The organism is Rhodococcus sp. RDE2 (genome assembly GCF_020885655.1).
Classification (GTDB): Bacteria; Actinomycetota; Actinomycetes; order Mycobacteriales; family Mycobacteriaceae; genus Rhodococcus; species Rhodococcus pyridinivorans.
The window spans coordinates 2,924,899-2,940,238 of the sequence record NZ_AP025186.1 but is presented as its reverse complement, the minus strand read 5'-3'; the positions used below and the strand labels follow the sequence as shown (position 1 = coordinate 2,940,238).

Below are 15,340 nucleotides of genomic sequence, written 5' to 3'. Positions count from 1 at the left end.
TCCGGTCGAACGTCGTCTCCGAAAGGACCAGTCTTGACCGATTTCGCGACACCCGAGGATCTGCGGTACACCCCCGAGCACGAGTGGGTGCGCAGGACGGGCGCGACGACCGTGCGCATCGGGATCACCGACTACGCACAGTCCCAACTCGGCGACGTGGTCTTCGTGCAGCTGCCGGAGGCGGGCGCCGAGATCGCTGCCGGCGAGTCCTTCGGAGAGGTCGAGTCCACCAAGAGCGTGTCGGACGTGTTCGCGCCGCTGACCGCGAAGGTGACCGCCGTCAACACGGAACTCGACGCGAATCCCGAACTGGTGAACAGCAGCCCGTACGAGGAGGGCTGGCTCGTCGACGTGGAGGTCGGCAGCGAGAGCGACCTCGACGAGGCCCTCGCGGAGACGCTCGACGCGGAAGGTTACCGCGGGATCACGGAAGGCTGACGGACCCGACAGGTAACGTGACCGCGACTGTCTGCGTCAGTACCCCCGCGCGGGGTACGGTCGGATATGGCGTGTGCCGTGTCGGACCTGAACGGGGCGAACGAATCAGCGACCGCCCGGGATCACCCGGGTGGTCGAACGGATAAGGAGAAACGGTGAGCGAGAACGGCAACGCGGGCTACGAGGAGACTCCTGCAGAGACCACTTCGGTATTTCGCGCCGACTTCCTGAACGAAGTGGAAGGCGCAGGTTCGGCCACCACCGAAGCGCCCGTCTCGGGTGTCGAGGGCCTGCCCGCCGGATCGGCGCTGCTGGTCGTCAAGCGGGGGCCCAATGCAGGATCGCGCTTCCTGCTCGACCAGCCCACCACCTCGGCGGGCCGGCATCCCGACAGCGACATCTTCCTCGACGACGTGACCGTCAGCCGTCGGCACGCCGAGTTCCGCCAGGACGAGGGCGAATTCCAGGTCGTCGACGTGGGAAGCCTCAACGGCACCTACGTCAACCGCGAGCCGGTCGACTCCGCCGTCCTCGCGAACGGCGACGAGGTGCAGATCGGTAAGTTCCGGCTGGTGTTCCTGACCGGTCCGCGAGGTAACCAGGGCGCAGGTAGCTGATGACCGCGGCCCGCCAGCCGGCGCCGGCCGGAATGTCGATCGGGTCGGTGCTCGACCGCCTGCGTCCGGAATTCCCGGACGTGACGATCTCGAAGATCCGGTTCCTCGAGGCCGAGGGACTGATCAGCCCGGAACGCACCCCCTCGGGCTACCGACGCTTCTCGATCGCCGACTGCGAGCGTCTGCGGTACGTGCTCACCGCGCAACGCGATCAGTACCTTCCGCTCAAGGTGATCAAGGAGCAGCTCGAGGCGATCGACCGCGGCGCCGCCACGGTGGGATCGGTCGAGACCCGGATCACCCGGCCGCGCCCGCTGGCGGTCGCCCGCGGGGAAGTCTCGCCGGAGGATCTGCGCACCGACCGCGAGATCCGGGTGAGCCGCGACGATCTGTGCACCCGCGCGGGGATCGACGCGTCCTTCCTCACCGAGCTGGTGGGGGCGGGTCTGGTCAAGCCGGGCCCGGCCGGTTTCTTCGACGAGGACGCGGTGCTGCTCGCCCGCACGGCGAAGGCGATGGCGGAGTTCGGTCTCGAGGTTCGGCACCTGCGGGCGTTCAAGCTCGCCGCCGACCGCGAGGCCGCGCTCGTCGCGCAGATCGCCGGCCCGATCGCGAAGGGCCGCGACGCGGGGGCGCGGCAGCGCGCCGAGGAGATGGTGCGCGAACTGGCCGCACTGTCGTTGACATTGCACACCTGCCTGGTGAAGGCGGCGGTGCAGGGGGCACTCGACCGCTGAGGCGACGAACTCGTCGCCGATCGCGTCCACGGCCCTCCGTCGGGTGGTGACCTACGGCACCTGACGGATGCGCTGGAGGACACTAGAATTCCAGGCAGTACCTGTCGGGTGGTCCCACCACCGACGAGCAGCAGGACGGAGGCATCGCGATGAGCGAGATGCGGATAGTAGGGATTCGTATCGAACAACCGCAGAACCAGCCTGTCCTCCTGCTGCGGGAGGTCGACGGCGATCGGTATCTGCCGATCTGGATCGGGCAGAACGAAGCGACCGCCATCGCCCTCGAACAGCAGGGGGTCGAACCGGCACGACCGCTGACCCACGACCTGATCAAGAACCTCCTCGAGGCGTTCGGTCACAACCTGCGCGAGGTGCGCATCGTCGACCTGCGTGAGGGGACGTTCTACGCGGATCTGGTCTTCGACGGAGGGATGCGCGTGTCCTGCCGGCCCTCCGACGGGGTGGCAGTGGCCTTGCGCATCGGCGCGCCGGTCCACGTCGAGGAACCGGTGCTCACCGAGGCAGGACTGGTCATGCCCGACGAACGGGAGGACGAGGTCGAGAAGTTCAAGGAGTTCCTCGATTCCGTCTCGCCCGACGATTTCAAGGCGACGGACGGCTGAACGCCGTCCGTTCGCACGGCGGCGAGCGTTGACGCGCGCGTCGGCCGTAACGGTAGTAATGTCGAACGTTGCCTTCCGGTCGGCGTGTTGCAGCCCAGCGCCCAACACCGGAGCGTACGCTGAGTTGATCCGCCAGGGATGACTCGGTGAGCCTGGGAGCGCTCGATGATCGGATGTGGTCGGGGGGATCCGCCAATCGATCGTTGCGAGGCAGAACTGGGCGCGCGAGAGGGAGTCAGTAGTGCGAGATCGGACGAAGGGACAGCCACTCGGCGTCGATTCCGGCGATCGCTCGAATCCGGCGCCGCGGACGAACGAGACCGACGAGATCCAACCGGGCCTGTTTCCGGACAACTCGGTACCCGACGAGCTCGTCGGCTACCGCGTGCCCATCGCCTGCCAGATCGCGGGTATCAGCTACCGCCAGCTCGACTACTGGGCCCGCACGAATCTGGTCGTACCGTCCATCCGCGGGGCTGCCGGCTCCGGTAGCCAACGGCTGTACTCGTTCAAGGACATCCTCGTCCTCAAGATCGTCAAGCGCCTGCTCGACACCGGCGTCTCGCTGCAGAACATCCGCGTCGCCGTCGACCATCTCCGCAGCCGCGGGGTGGGCGACCTCGCGAAGATCACCCTCTTCTCCGACGGCACCACCGTCTACGAATGCACGTCGCCCGAAGAGGTCGTCGACCTGCTCCAGGGCGGCCAGGGCGTCTTCGGGATCGCAGTGAGCGGCGCGATGCGCGAGCTCACCGGCAGCATCGCCGATTTCCCCGCCGAACGCGCCGACGGCGGCGGCGTCGAGGAACGCCCCGAGGACGAACTCGCGTCGCGTCGCCGCGAACGCATCAACCGCCGCATCGGCTGACCCACCACCGAGGCCGCATCGGCCGACCACATGACCGCTCCACTCCACCGCCTGCGGCGCTTTCCGCACCTGCGGTATTTCGACCCCCGCGCCGTGTTCTAGACTCGAAGGCGCGTCGCCATCACGCGGGAGAGACCCGGACACCGAGCCGGGCGCCGAAGGAGCAGCACCTCCCCGTCAATCTCTCAGGCAACCGGGACCGCGTGAGCTCCGACGTCTCTGGAAAGCGGTGGGAGCACCCGCCCGCCCACGGGGAAAGGCTCTGGCCGGCCGAATCTCTCAGGCGCTCGCCCCGCGAGCTCACGACAGAGGGGGAGGAACCACCTCGCGCGACCGCGCGCACGTGGACCTCGCCGACCAGCCCGGGAGCTGCGATGACAGATGCCGTCACCTCGAACTTCGCCGATCGCCACATCGGCCCCGACACCGCCGGCCTGAACCGGATCCTCGACGTCGTCGGAGTCGATTCGCTCGACGCCCTCGCCACCGCCGCGGTGCCGGCCGCCATCCTCGACGACCGAGCAGACAACGTGCCGACCGGCCTCGACGTCCTCGACGCGCCCCGCTCCGAGCACGACGTACTCGCCGAACTGAAGGCACTCGCGTCGCAGAACACCGTGGCGACGTCGATGATCGGTCACGGCTACTACGACACGCTCACACCGCCCGTGCTGCTGCGCAACATCATCGAGAACCCCGCCTGGTACACGGCCTACACCCCCTACCAGCCGGAGATCAGCCAGGGACGCCTCGAGGCGCTGCTGAACTTCCAGACCATGGTCGCCGACCTGACCGGCATGGAGATCGCGAACTCGTCGATGCTCGACGAGGCCACCGCCGCCGCCGAGGCGATGACCCTGCTGCGCCGCGCGAACCGCAAGTCCAAGAGCCCCCGCCTGGTCGTCGACGCCGACCTGTTCGCGCAGACCGCCGCGGTGCTGGCGACCCGCGCCGAACCGCTCGGCATCGAGATCGTCACCGCCGACCTCGCCGCCGACGGACTGCCCGAAGGTGAGTTCTTCGGTGTGATCCTCCAGGTGCCCGGCGCCTCGGGACGCATCATCGACGCCGCTCCGATCATCGCGTCCGCCCACGACCGCGGCGCGCTCGTCGCCGTCGGCGCCGACCTGCTGGCCATGACCCTGATCACCCCGCCCGGGGAGCAGGGCGCCGACGCGTGCTTCGGCACCACCCAGCGGTTCGGTGTGCCGATGGGCTTCGGTGGGCCGCACGCCGGCTACCTCGCCGTCGGCAGCGCCCACACCCGCACCCTGCCCGGCCGTCTCGTCGGTGTCTCGGTGGACGCGGACGGCAACCCGGCCTACCGCCTCGCGTTGCAGACCCGTGAGCAGCACATCCGCCGTGAGAAGGCCACCAGCAACATCTGTACCGCCCAGGTGCTCCTCGCCGTGCTCGCGGCCATGTACGCCTCGTACCACGGCGCCGAAGGCCTCACCGGCATCGCCCGCCGCGTGGCCGGGCACGCCCGTCGACTCGCCGACGCTCTGCGCGCCGGTGGCGTCGAGGTCGTCCACGACGAGTTCTTCGACACCGTCCTCGTGCGCGTGCCGGGGCGCGCCGACGCCGTGCTCGCCGCCGCCCTCGAGGCCGGCATCAACCTGTACCGGGTCGACGACGATCACGTGTCGATCTCGTGCGACGAGGCCACCACCGCGGCGCACGTGGACGCGATCCTGGGCGCCTTCGGTGTCACCGCCGGTGAGGCCGCCGGGGGAACGGCGCTGCCGCAGGCCCTGGCCCGCACCAGCGAGTTCCTGCAGCACGAGGCGTTCACCCGCTACCGCACCGAGACCGCGATGATGCGGTATCTGCGGCGCCTGTCCGACAAGGACCTCGCCCTCGACCGGACGATGATCCCGCTGGGCTCGTGCACGATGAAGCTCAACGCCGCCGCCGAGATGGAGGCCATCACCTGGCCCGAGTTCGCGGGTCTGCATCCGTTCGCTCCGGCGGACCAGACGGCCGGCATCCGCCGTCTGATCGCCGACCTGGAGGGCTGGCTCGCCGCGGTGACGGGGTACGACGCCGTGAGCCTGCAGCCCAACGCCGGCAGCCAGGGCGAGTACGCGGGTCTGCTCGCAATCCGTCACTACCACCTCGACCGCGGCGACACCGATCGGGACATCTGCCTGATCCCGTCGAGCGCGCACGGCACCAACGCCGCATCCGCCGTGATGGCGGGCATGCGTGTCGAGGTCGTCGCGTGCCGCCCGAACGGCGACGTCGATCTCGACGACCTGCGCGCCAAGATCGCCGACCACGGTGCGCGCCTGGCCGCGATCATGATCACCTACCCGTCCACCCACGGTGTCTACGAGCACGACATCGCCGACATCTGCGGTGCCGTGCACGACGCCGGCGGTCAGGTGTACATCGACGGCGCCAACCTCAACGCGCTGGTGGGTCTGGCGCGGCCGGGCAGGTTCGGGGGCGATGTGAGCCACCTGAACCTGCACAAGACCTTCTGCATCCCGCACGGTGGTGGCGGTCCGGGTGTCGGCCCGATCGGGGTCCGCTCGCATCTGGCCCCGTACCTGCCGGGCCACCCCGCGGAGCCCGGACTCGGGGGAGCGGGACCGGTCTCGGCGGCGCCCTACGGGTCGGCGTCGATCCTGCCGATCACCTGGGCGTACATCAAGATGATGGGTGCCGAGGGACTGCGTCGCGCGTCGCTGACGGCGATCGCGTCGGCCAACTACATCGCCCGTCGTCTCGACGAGTACTTCCCGGTGCTGTACACGGGGGAGACCGGCATGGTCGCCCATGAGTGCATCCTCGATCTGCGTCCGCTGACGAAGGCGACGGGGGTGACGGTCGACGACGTCGCGAAGCGTCTGGCCGACTACGGTTTCCACGCGCCGACGATGAGCTTCCCGGTGGCCGGCACCCTCATGGTCGAGCCCACCGAGAGCGAGGACATCGCCGAACTCGACGCGTTCATCGAGGCGATGATCTCGATCCGCGGTGAGATCGACCGGGTCGGGGCAGGGGAGTGGCCGGTGGACGACAACCCGCTGCGTGGGGCTCCGCATACCGCGGAATGCCTGGTGGGCGAGTGGGACCACCCGTACTCGCGGGAGATCGCGGTGTTCCCGATGGGGAAGAGCCGGGCCAAGGTGTGGCCGGCGGTGCGGCGTATCGACGGCGCACACGGCGACCGGAATCTGGTGTGCTCGTGCCCGCCCTTGGAGGCGTACAGCGGCTGACGCCGGGGATGGCCGACGGACCCGTCCGTCGGCCATCTTCATCGGTTGGGTAACTCCGAACCGGACGGAAACCATAGAAATACAGAATGCCTCCCCGTTAACAACACAACTCACCAAGTCCCAGAGCGAAGGGACGTCAGTTCGCGGCGGTCAGCTCGAGGATGGAGATCTCCGGTGGGGTGCCGACCCGCACGGGCGGTCCCCACGCGCCGGTGCCCTGGGACGTGTAGATCTGCGTGTCGCCGAAGCGGTCGAGTCCGGTGACGGTGGGGTTGGCGAGGGAGACGAACGGTCGCAGCGGCCACATCTGCCCGCCGTGGGTGTGCCCGGACAGTTGCAGGTCGACTCCGAGTTCGCGGGCCTCGTCGACGTGCCGGGGCTGGTGGGCTGCGAGGATCACCGGGGTACCGTCCGCGATGCCGTCGAGGGCGGCGGGCATGTCGGGGTGGTGGGGTTCGGTGGCGGTGTAGTCGTGGACGCCGGCGAGCGCGACGACGTCGCCGTCGCGTTCGAGGACGACGTGCTCGTTGCGCAGGGCGCGTACACCGAGGGTCTCCCAGTGGTCGAGCCATGATTCGGCGTCGTCGGAGTAGTACTCGTGGTTGCCGCTGACGCCGTACACCCCGAGCGGGGCCTGCAGCTGCCGGAGCGGCTCGAGGTCGGAGCCGACGAGTTCGACGGTGCCGTCGGCGAGGTCGCCGCCGAGCACGATCAGGTCGGGTTGCTCTTCGGCGACGAGGTCGACGACGCGTTGCACGAAGTCGGCGCCGCGGGCGGGTCCGACGTGCAGGTCGGTGACGAGCGCGATGCGGGCGCCGTCGAAGCCTGCGGGCAGGTCCTGCAGGGCGACGGGCACGGTGACGATCCGCGGCCGGTCGGCCTCGACCGTGCCGTATCCGACGGCGGCGACCGCGGCGACGACGAGCACGGCGGTCGCGATGCGCAGCCCCCGTCGCGGGGTCTCGTCGGTGGTCGGCCCGGGGCGTCCGCGCCGGGCGAGGCGGGCGACGAGCAACCCCGCTCCGATGAGCAGGAGACCGAGCATCAGGTACAGCACCACGGCGAGCCAGCTCCAGCCGAGGAACCCGAAGGGACGGGCCCAAGCGGGGTCGAGCACCGTGCCCACCCCGGAGGCAACGAGCGTGAGCACGAACATCGCCGCCAGGACGAGGGCGGCGGCGAGGGCGGCAGGACGCGGCAGGCCGGGTGCCCGGACGAGTCGTCGATGCAGCAGGTAGGTGAGGAGGGCGAGGAAGACCCCCACGACGAGAAGTCGAAGCACGGTCAGGACGTCAGCTTTCGGAGGAGGTCGGTGAGGTCGGCCGGGTCGGTGGTGTCGACGACGGTGAGGCTGCCGTCGGTGGCCTCGGCGGCCTGCTCGAGGACGGGGTCGGTGCGGTCGCCGAGGACGACCACGTCGATCCGCACGGGGGTGGCGGGGGACGAGAGTTCGTCGATCGCGGCGCGCAGGTCGCGGGCGGCCGCCTCGTCGGGGTCGTCGCTGTCGACGACGACGAGCACGGAGTTGGGTCGGCCCGGGTCGTAGTTGTCGACGGCGTCGCGGTAGGCGGCGGTGAGGGTGGCGTAGACGGGTTCGCGGTCGACGAGGTCGATGTCGTCGAGGATCGAGGACATCGCCGCGCGCTTGGACTCGGTGAGGCCGTCACGGATCACGGCGACGCGGTGCCCCTCTGGGGTGTCGGCGAAGACGTACATGCCCATCACCGAGTTGATGGAGGCGCGGCGCATGGCCTCGCGCACAGCACCTGCGGTGGCGGTGAGGCGGGTGCCGTCTCCGGCGGGGGCACCCATGGAGGTGGAGGTGTCGACGACCATGGTGACCTTGCGCGGGGACACCGGGGCGAGACGCAGTGCGACGAGGACGTCGTCGACGGTGGGGTCGGCGGGGGCGAGGACGGTGTCGACGCGGGGCAGCGGCAGTTCCCCGGCGGGTTCCGGGACGGTGTCGGCGGTGCGGAAGCCGTGGGAGGTGAGGACGCCGGCCTGTTCGGGGCGACGCGCGTAGTCGGTGAACTCCGCGGCGGCGCGAGCGAGGGTCTCGTCGACCCAGGGGGCGTCGACGACGGCGGTGGGGAAGTCGACGACGGGTGCGACGCCGATCGGCAGGTGACCGGTGAGGCCGCGGACCTGCCCGTCGGCGAGGGCACGGTGCAGTTGCTGTTCGACGACCGGCACGGCGTGGATCGGTGCCTCGGTGTCGGGGTGGGCGCCGAGCGCCGCGAGGGTGTCGGCGGTGGTGCCGACCGCGCCGAGGGTGTCGGCGCCGAGCGCGAGGGTGCTCACGGCGGTGATGGCGGCGGGGGTGGCGGCCTGTTCGAGGGTGACCGGTCCGGCGCCGATGCCGGTGGTGGCGGCGGTGACCGCTTCGAGGGCGAGGGTGGTGGCGTGGGTCTCGGTGCCGGTGGGCAGGGCGAGGCCGAGGGTGCCCCAGATGTCGAGTCCGCTCTCGCGCATGGCGGCGGGGTCGTTCTGGAGTCGGGGCAGGTCCTGCCAGCGGACGGTGGCGGTGGTGAGGGCGCGGCCGAGGTCGGTGGGGACGGCGAGCACGACCGGGGAGGTGGCGAGGGGTCGGGGGGTGCCGTCGACGGCGTCGGCGGCGCGGGCGCTCATGCGGGTGTCGAGGGGCACCCACAGGGCGGGTTCGGGGCCGAGCGCCGGATCCCAGGTGCCGGCGGCGAGGGTGTCGGCGGCGGCGAGGCTGTCGACGGCGGTGATCTCGGCGGTGACGCAGTGGTCGCGGATGACGCGGACGCCGCCGTCGGTCCACTGTTCGGCGAGTTCGGTGAGGGCGGGGGCGATGAGGGGGTCGGCGGCGATGTGCAGGACGGTGTCGCCTTCGACGCAGGTTTCGGCGGCGGCGGTGGCCTGGTTGTCGATGTTGTCGCGCAGGCGGAACCAGCCGAGGACGGCGAGCAGGGCGAGTACTACGCCTACGGCGACCACGATGACGCTCGTGCTGATTCCTCGTCGTCCGCTGCCGCGATGTCGCCCGCCCACGTCGTGTCCGCCTCGTTTCGTTCGTCGATCCGATGGTCGAGTCTAGTGAGCGGCGGGATGTGACCTGGCTCCGCCGCGCGGGGCGGGGACGGGCAGGGCCCCGATCCGGTGTGGATCGGGGCCCTGTGGTGTCGGTGTGCGGGTCAGGCGAACTTGGCCTTGTTCTCGCGGCGACGGCGGTGCAGGATCGGCTCGGTGTAGCCGCTGGGCTGCGTGGTGCCTTCGAGGATGAGTTCCTTGGCGGCCTGGAAGGCGATGTTGTCGTCGAAGTTCGGGGCGAGCGGCCGGTAGCCGGGGTCGCCTTCGTTCTGCCGGTCGACGACGGGTGCCATGCGCTCGAGGGAGGCGATGACCTCGTCGGCGGTGACGACGTCGTGGCGGATCCAGTTGGCGAGGAGCTGGCTGGAGATGCGCAGGGTGGCGCGGTCCTCCATGAGTGCGACGTCGTGGATGTCGGGGACCTTGGAGCAGCCGACGCCGGCGTCGATCCAGCGCACGACGTAGCCGAGGATGGACTGGCAGTTGTTGTCGAGTTCTTCGCGCTTCTCCTCGTCGGACCAGTTCGGGTTCTCGGCGAGGGGGATGGTGAGGATGTCGTCGACGGTGGCGCGGGCCTTGCCCTTGAGTTCGTTCTGGACGGCGAAGACGTCGACCTCGTGGTAGTGGGTGGCGTGCAGGGTGGCGCCGGTGGGTGAGGGCACCCAGGCGGTGTTGGCGCCGGCCTTGGGCTGGCCGATCTTCTGCTCGACCATGTCGCGCATGAGGTCGGTCATGGCCCACATGCCCTTGCCGATCTGGGCCTTGCCCTGCAGGCCGCAGGCGAGGCCGGTGTCGACGTTCCAGTCCTCGTAGGCGGCGATCCAGCGCTGCTGCTTCATGGCGGCCTTGCGGACGACGGGGCCGGCCTCCATGGAGGTGTGGATCTCGTCGCCGGTGCGGTCGAGGAAGCCGGTGTTGATGAACACGACGCGGTCGGAGGCGGCCTTGATGCAGGCGGCGAGGTTGACGGTGGTGCGTCGCTCCTCGTCCATGATGCCGACCTTGAGGGTGTTGGTGGGCAGGGAGAGGACCTCTTCGACGCGGCCGAACAGTTCGGTGGTGAAGGCGGATTCCTCGGGGCCGTGCTGCTTGGGCTTGACGATGTAGATCGAGCCGGTGCGGCTGTTGGCGAGCGGGCCGTGGTCCTCGTCGATGTGCAGGCCGTGGATGGCGCAGAGGCTGGTGACGAGTGCGTCGAGGATGCCTTCGGGGACCTCGTTGCCGTCGCGGTCGAGGACGGCGGGGTTGGTCATGAGGTGTCCGACGTTGCGGACGAACAGCAGGGAGCGGCCGTGCAGTTCGAGGTCGCTGCCGTCGAGGGCGGTGTAGACGCGGTTCGGGTTGAGCGTGCGGGTGAGGGTCTTGCCGCCCTTGTCGAAGGACTCGGACAGGTCGCCGCGGTTGAGGCCGAGCCAGTTGCGGTAGCCGATGACCTTGTCGTCGGCGTCGACGGCGGCGACGGAGTCCTCGAAGTCCATGATGGTGGTGACGGCGGATTCGAGGACGACGTCCTTGACGCCGGCGGCGTCGGTGCTGCCGATGGGGGACTCGGGGTCGATCTGGATGTCGATGTGCAGGCCGTGGTTGCGCAGCAGCACCGAGGAGGGGGTGGCCTTGTCGCCGAGGTAGCCGACGAGCTTGTCGGGCTGGGCGAGGCCGGTGACGGTGCCGTCGCCGAGGGTGACCTTCAGTTCGGTGCCGTCGATGCTGTAGCCGGTGGAGTCGGTGTGCGAGCCGTGGGCGAGGGGTGCGGCCTTGTCGAGGAAGTCGCGGGCCCAGGCGATGACCTTGTCGCCGCGGACCTTGTTGTAGCCGGTGCCCTTCTCGGCGCCGCCTTCTTCGGGGATGACGTCGGTGCCGTAGAGGGCGTCGTAGAGCGATCCCCAGCGCGCGTTGGAGGCGTTGAGCGCGAAGCGGGCGTTGAGGACGGGCACGACGAGCTGCGGGCCGGCGGTCTCGGCGATCTCGGTGTCGACGTTCTCGGTGCCGATGGTGAACGGCTCGGGTGCCGGGACGAGGTAGCCGATCTCTTCGAGGAAGGCCTTGTAGGCGACCGGGTCGTGGGGTTGTCCGGCGCGGTCGCGGTGCCAGCCGTCGATCCGGGCCTGGAGGTCGTCACGCTTGGCGAGCAGTGCCCGGTTCTTGGGGGCGAGGTCGTGGACGATCTTGTCGGCACCTGCCCAGAAGGTGTCCGCGTCGACTCCGCTGCCGGGGATGGCCTCGTTGTTGATGAAGTCGTAGAGAACCTGCGCGATCTGAAGTCCGCCGACCTGCACGCGTTCTGTCATCACCCTCACTCTTTCCGGTTGCTGTGCGGCCGGAAACGTCCCGGCCGCACGGAATCGTCGATTATGTTACCCGCCGGTAGTAACGGGCGCAGTGGTTCTGTGCGCCTGCAGGGCGGTACATCGATTCACCAGCTCTTCTCTCAGAGCTGCGGCGCGACGGGTGAGCGCCGACTGCTCGCGGACGTACTGTGCGCGTCCGGCGGCAGTCTCGATCCTGATGGGCGAGTAGCCGTAGTCCTCGAGATCATACGGGCTCGCCCGCATGTCCAATTCACGGGCTGCGGACGCGTGTCGCAGGCACCGCACCGTCAGCTTCGAATCTGTCAACGGCAGCAGCTTGTAGGACCACTTGTACAGATCCATGCCGGCGTGCAGGCAGCCGGGTTGTTCGCTGCGCACCTGCTGGTCGCGGGACAGTTCGGTGGCGTTGCGCGGGACGGCGTCGGGGGTGAAGAACCGGAACGCGTCGTAATGGGTGCATCGGAGCTGCATTGATTCCACCACCGCGTCGGTTCCGGTGTGGCCGAGCCGCAACGGCACCGACGAATGCCGCACCCCGTCGGCCCCCGCCCGGTACACCATCGCCCATTCGTGCAATCCGAAGCAGCCGAGCTGCGGCGGGCGGGAGGCCGTCGCGGTGAGCAGTCCCGCCACGAAATCGACGGTGTCGATGCGCCGGTCGAGCACCTCCCGGGCCACCCGCACGCCCGGCTGCCCGTCGACGGTGACCCGCTCGTAGCCGGGATGGTCGCGGTAGTCGCGCACCGCGGCCGCGCCGAGCAGCACGGTGCCGAATCCGGGATGCCAGCGCCGCAGCTGACTCGGCCGCAGGCTGTAGTAGGTGAACAGGAAGTCGTGCACCGGATGGGCGCGGCCGGCGGCGCGTCGCTCGAGATGCCCGGCGAGCAACTCGTCCACCACAGCGTGGTGAACGTCGCGCCGCGCGGTCCACTCGGTCTCGGTGAGGATCGCCGGGCGGTCGGTCACGGACGGGGAACGGGTCATGGTTCTCGTTCGGTCGATCGGGGTGCGGTCGTGCGGGGGCGGTTGCCCAGCGGGTCCGCGACCCGGTGGGTGGCGTCGCGGACCGTCCCGACGAACTCTTCCACGAGGTCCTCGAGCGCGACGATGCCCCGCAGTGTTCCGGTGGTGTCGGTCACCCCGGCCAGATGCGCGTTGCTGCGTCGCAGCGCGGCGAGCGCCTCGTCGAGACCGTCGCCGATCCCGATGGTCGGCAGCTTCCGGATCACCGCGGCGGGGATGACGGTCTCGGGACCGGTGGACTGTTCCCGCACCAGATCGAGCACGTCCTTGATGTGCACGTAGCCGGTGATCGTGCCGTCGGGTCGGCGCGTGGGATACCGGGAGAAGCCGGTGGTGGTGACCGCGTGCTCGACGTCGCCGAGGGTCGGGCCCGCGCCGGTGTGCGGGACGGTGCGTACCCGGGCGAGCGGGATCATCACGTCGGCGACGGTGCGGTTGCCGGTGGCCAGGGCGCGGGTGAGGCGCTTGTGTTCCTCTGCGTCGAGCAGTCCCTCGGAGCGGGATTCACCGATCATCTCGGTGAGCTCCACGGCGGAGACGGAGGTGTCGAGTTCGTCCTTCGGGTCGATGTGCGCCGCTCGCAGGGTGGCGTTGGCGCACAGGTTGTAGAACGCGATGACCGGCCGGGCGGGTCGCATGAACAGCAGGTGGATCGGCACGAGCAGCATCGCGGCGCGTTCCGGGCCGGCGATGGCGATGTTCTTCGGCACCATCTCGCCGAGCAGGATGTGCAGCACCACCACGATCGTGAGCCCGATGGTGAACGCGATGGGGTGCAGCAGCGCGTCGGGCACCCCGGCCGCATGCAGCGGCACCTCGATCAGGTGCGCGATGGCCGGTTCGGCGACGCGGCCGAGCAGGATCGAGCAGATCGTGATGCCGAGCTGGGAGCCGGCGAGCATGAGCGAGAGGTGTTCGCCGGCGTGGATGACGGTGCGGGCGCGGGTCTTGCCCTGGGCGAGCAGCGTCTCGAGGCGGTCGCGGCGGACGGTGATGAGGGAGAACTCGGCGCCGACGAAGAAGGCGTTGCCGGCGAGCAGCAGCACGGCGAGGACGATCCCGAACCAGTCGCTCATCGCTGCTCACCACCCTCGCCGTCGGGGTTCTCGGGGGCGGCGCCGGGGACGAGCAGCACCCGGTCGATGCGGTGCCCGTCCATCTCGAGGATGCGCGCGTACCAGGTGAGGTCGCGTTCGTCGCGGCGCAGCGGCAGCTGGATCTCGTCGTCGACCTCGGGGATACGGCCGAGTTCGGTGAGGATCAGCCCGGCGAGGGTCTCGTAGTCGCCGTCGGGGGCACGGTAGCCGGTGAGCTGGGCGAGCTCGTCGGTGCGCAGCAGACCCGTGCACGACCAGCCCTCCCCGTCGCGGTGGGCGTCGAGTTCGGTCTCGTCGTGTTCGTCGCGGACGTCGCCGACGATCTCCTCGACGAGGTCCTCCATCGTGATCAGCCCGGCGGTACCGCCGTATTCGTCGACGACGAGCGCGACCTGCATGCCGTCCGAACGCACCCGTTCCATGACGGTGTCGCCGTCGAGGCTGGACGGCACGGTGGGCACGCGGCGGGCGAGGGCGCCGACGGCGGTGGTGCCGCGCGCCGGGCCGGGCACGGTGAACGCGTGCTTGACATGCACGACGCCGAGTGGGGCGTCGAGGTCGCCGTCGACGATCGGGAAGCGCGAGTAGCCGGTGCGGGCGGACAGCTCGATCAGATCGAGGACGGTGGCGTTGCGGTCGAGGCTCTCGACGGTGCTGCGTGGGGTCATGAGGTCCTCGGCGGTGCGGTCCCCGAACTGCAGGGAGCGGTAGACAAGGCGGGCGGTGTGCTCGTCGAGGGTGCCGCTGCGGGCCGAGGCGCGCACCAGCGAACCGAGTTCCTGCGGGGAACGCGCCGAGCGCAGTTCCTCGGCCGGTTCGATGCCGAGGCGCCGCACGATGTGGTTGGCGGCGCCGTTGAGTCCGAGGATCGCCCAGCGGAACAGCAGCGAGAACGCCAGCTGGAGGCCGGCGGTGGCGCGGGCGGTGCCCATGGGCCGGGCGATGGCGATGTTCTTGGGGACGAGTTCGCCGAAGACCATGGAGAAGGACGTGGCGATGAGCAGCGCGAGGACCAGCGAGACGGTCGAGGCGACGGAGGTGCTCAGGCCGAGCGCGTCGAACAGTGGGGTGAAGAACTGCGCGAGGATCGGTTCGGCGAGATAGCCGGTGATCAGTGTGGTGATGGTGATGCCGAGCTGGGCGCCGGACAGCTGGAACGACAGGGTGCGGTGCGCGTGCTGGACCTGCCGGGCGCGGCGGTCGCCGTCGTGGGCGTGCGCGTCGACGGCGCTGCGTTCGAGGGCGGTCAGGGAGAACTCGGCGGCGACGAACAGGGCGGTGCCGGCGGTGAGCGCGACGAAGCCGAGGAGGGCGGCGATATCGAACAGGACGGACATCAGGGGC

Annotated in this window: 12 protein-coding genes and 1 riboswitch; of the genes, 6 read left to right on the top strand and 6 right to left on the bottom strand. The window is 69.9% G+C overall.

Translation table 11 applies throughout. From position 1 onward, the window contains the following. Positions 1 to 33: 33 nt before the first annotated feature. The 6 genes from gcvH to gcvP all read left to right on the top strand — a co-directional run bounded on the left by gcvH (position 34) and on the right by gcvP (position 6,510). Positions 34 to 438, top strand: a complete 405-nt coding sequence (gene gcvH / locus LPH33_RS13670; protein ID WP_160877680.1) for a glycine cleavage system protein GcvH — start codon at positions 34 to 36, stop codon at positions 436 to 438. 155 nt (positions 439 to 593) lie between these two features. Then, on the top strand, positions 594 to 1,055 hold the full coding sequence (garA, locus tag LPH33_RS13665) for a glycogen accumulation regulator GarA (protein WP_006552746.1): 462 nt from the start codon (positions 594 to 596) through the stop codon (positions 1,053 to 1,055). Next, on the top strand, positions 1,055 to 1,792 hold the full coding sequence (locus LPH33_RS13660) for a MerR family transcriptional regulator (RefSeq protein ID WP_160877682.1): 738 nt from the start codon (positions 1,055 to 1,057) through the stop codon (positions 1,790 to 1,792). Before garA ends, LPH33_RS13660 begins: the two co-directional genes overlap by 1 nt. Positions 1,793 to 1,941: 149 nt before the next feature. Beyond that, on the top strand, positions 1,942 to 2,415 hold the full coding sequence (locus LPH33_RS13655) for a bifunctional nuclease family protein (RefSeq protein ID WP_059384135.1): 474 nt from the start codon (positions 1,942 to 1,944) through the stop codon (positions 2,413 to 2,415). Positions 2,416 to 2,656: 241 nt separating this feature from the next. Continuing rightward, the gene (locus LPH33_RS13650; RefSeq protein ID WP_016694271.1) at positions 2,657 to 3,283 is read left to right on the top strand and encodes a MerR family transcriptional regulator; all 627 of its coding nucleotides are present in this window, start codon (positions 2,657 to 2,659) and stop codon (positions 3,281 to 3,283) included. Positions 3,284 to 3,399: 116 nt separating this feature from the next. Continuing rightward, positions 3,400 to 3,495: riboswitch (glycine riboswitch) on the top strand. Between the two features lie 162 nt (positions 3,496 to 3,657). Then, positions 3,658 to 6,510 carry an aminomethyl-transferring glycine dehydrogenase gene (gene gcvP, locus LPH33_RS13645; protein ID WP_160877684.1) on the top strand — a complete coding sequence of 951 codons (2,853 nt, stop codon included), beginning with the start codon at positions 3,658 to 3,660 and terminating at the stop codon, positions 6,508 to 6,510. A gap of 136 nt (positions 6,511 to 6,646) precedes the next feature. Here gcvP and LPH33_RS13640 read toward each other — a convergent pair whose 3' ends face one another. The 6 genes from LPH33_RS13640 to LPH33_RS13615 all read right to left on the bottom strand — a co-directional run bounded on the left by LPH33_RS13640 (position 6,647) and on the right by LPH33_RS13615 (position 15,333). Continuing rightward, complete coding sequence (locus LPH33_RS13640) at positions 6,647 to 7,792, bottom strand: metallophosphoesterase (protein WP_088899572.1); 1,146 nt, start codon at positions 7,790 to 7,792, stop codon at positions 6,647 to 6,649. A 2-nt stretch (positions 7,793 to 7,794) separates the two neighbouring features. Then, a complete protein-coding gene (locus tag LPH33_RS13635; protein WP_229564951.1) occupies positions 7,795 to 9,528 on the bottom strand; it encodes a substrate-binding domain-containing protein in 1,734 nt (577 codons plus the stop codon). Between the two features lie 143 nt (positions 9,529 to 9,671). Next, positions 9,672 to 11,855, bottom strand: a complete 2,184-nt coding sequence (locus tag LPH33_RS13630; protein ID WP_160877868.1) for a malate synthase G — start codon at positions 11,853 to 11,855, stop codon at positions 9,672 to 9,674. 66 nt (positions 11,856 to 11,921) lie between these two features. Then, positions 11,922 to 12,860: a 3-methyladenine DNA glycosylase gene (locus LPH33_RS13625; RefSeq protein ID WP_160877866.1), complete on the bottom strand. Its 939-nt coding sequence runs from the start codon at positions 12,858 to 12,860 to the stop codon at positions 11,922 to 11,924. Further along, positions 12,857 to 13,975 (bottom strand): hemolysin family protein, encoded by a 1,119-nt coding sequence (locus LPH33_RS13620; protein WP_229564950.1) that lies wholly within the window; start codon positions 13,973 to 13,975, stop codon positions 12,857 to 12,859. Before LPH33_RS13620 ends, LPH33_RS13625 begins: the two co-directional genes overlap by 4 nt. Next, positions 13,972 to 15,333, bottom strand: coding sequence for a hemolysin family protein (locus tag LPH33_RS13615; RefSeq protein ID WP_229564949.1), 1,362 nt, complete (start codon positions 15,331 to 15,333; stop codon positions 13,972 to 13,974). Before LPH33_RS13615 ends, LPH33_RS13620 begins: the two co-directional genes overlap by 4 nt. Between the last annotated feature and the right edge of the window lie 7 nt (positions 15,334 to 15,340).

What these genes read in the sequence shown, in the direction of transcription:
- LPH33_RS13660 (WP_160877682.1), top strand. Translation starts at nt 1,055, where the DNA reads ATGACCGCGGCCCGCCAGCCGGCGCCGGCCGGAATGTCGATCGGGTCG.
- LPH33_RS13655 (WP_059384135.1), top strand. Translation starts at nt 1,942, where the DNA reads ATGAGCGAGATGCGGATAGTAGGGATTCGTATCGAACAACCGCAGAAC.
- gcvP (WP_160877684.1), top strand. Translation starts at nt 3,658, where the DNA reads ATGACAGATGCCGTCACCTCGAACTTCGCCGATCGCCACATCGGCCCC.
- LPH33_RS13630 (WP_160877868.1), bottom strand. Translation starts at nt 11,855, where the DNA reads ATGACAGAACGCGTGCAGGTCGGCGGACTTCAGATCGCGCAGGTTCTC.
- LPH33_RS13625 (WP_160877866.1), bottom strand. Translation starts at nt 12,860, where the DNA reads ATGACCCGTTCCCCGTCCGTGACCGACCGCCCGGCGATCCTCACCGAG.
- LPH33_RS13620 (WP_229564950.1), bottom strand. Translation starts at nt 13,975, where the DNA reads ATGAGCGACTGGTTCGGGATCGTCCTCGCCGTGCTGCTGCTCGCCGGC.
- LPH33_RS13615 (WP_229564949.1), bottom strand. Translation starts at nt 15,333, where the DNA reads ATGTCCGTCCTGTTCGATATCGCCGCCCTCCTCGGCTTCGTCGCGCTC.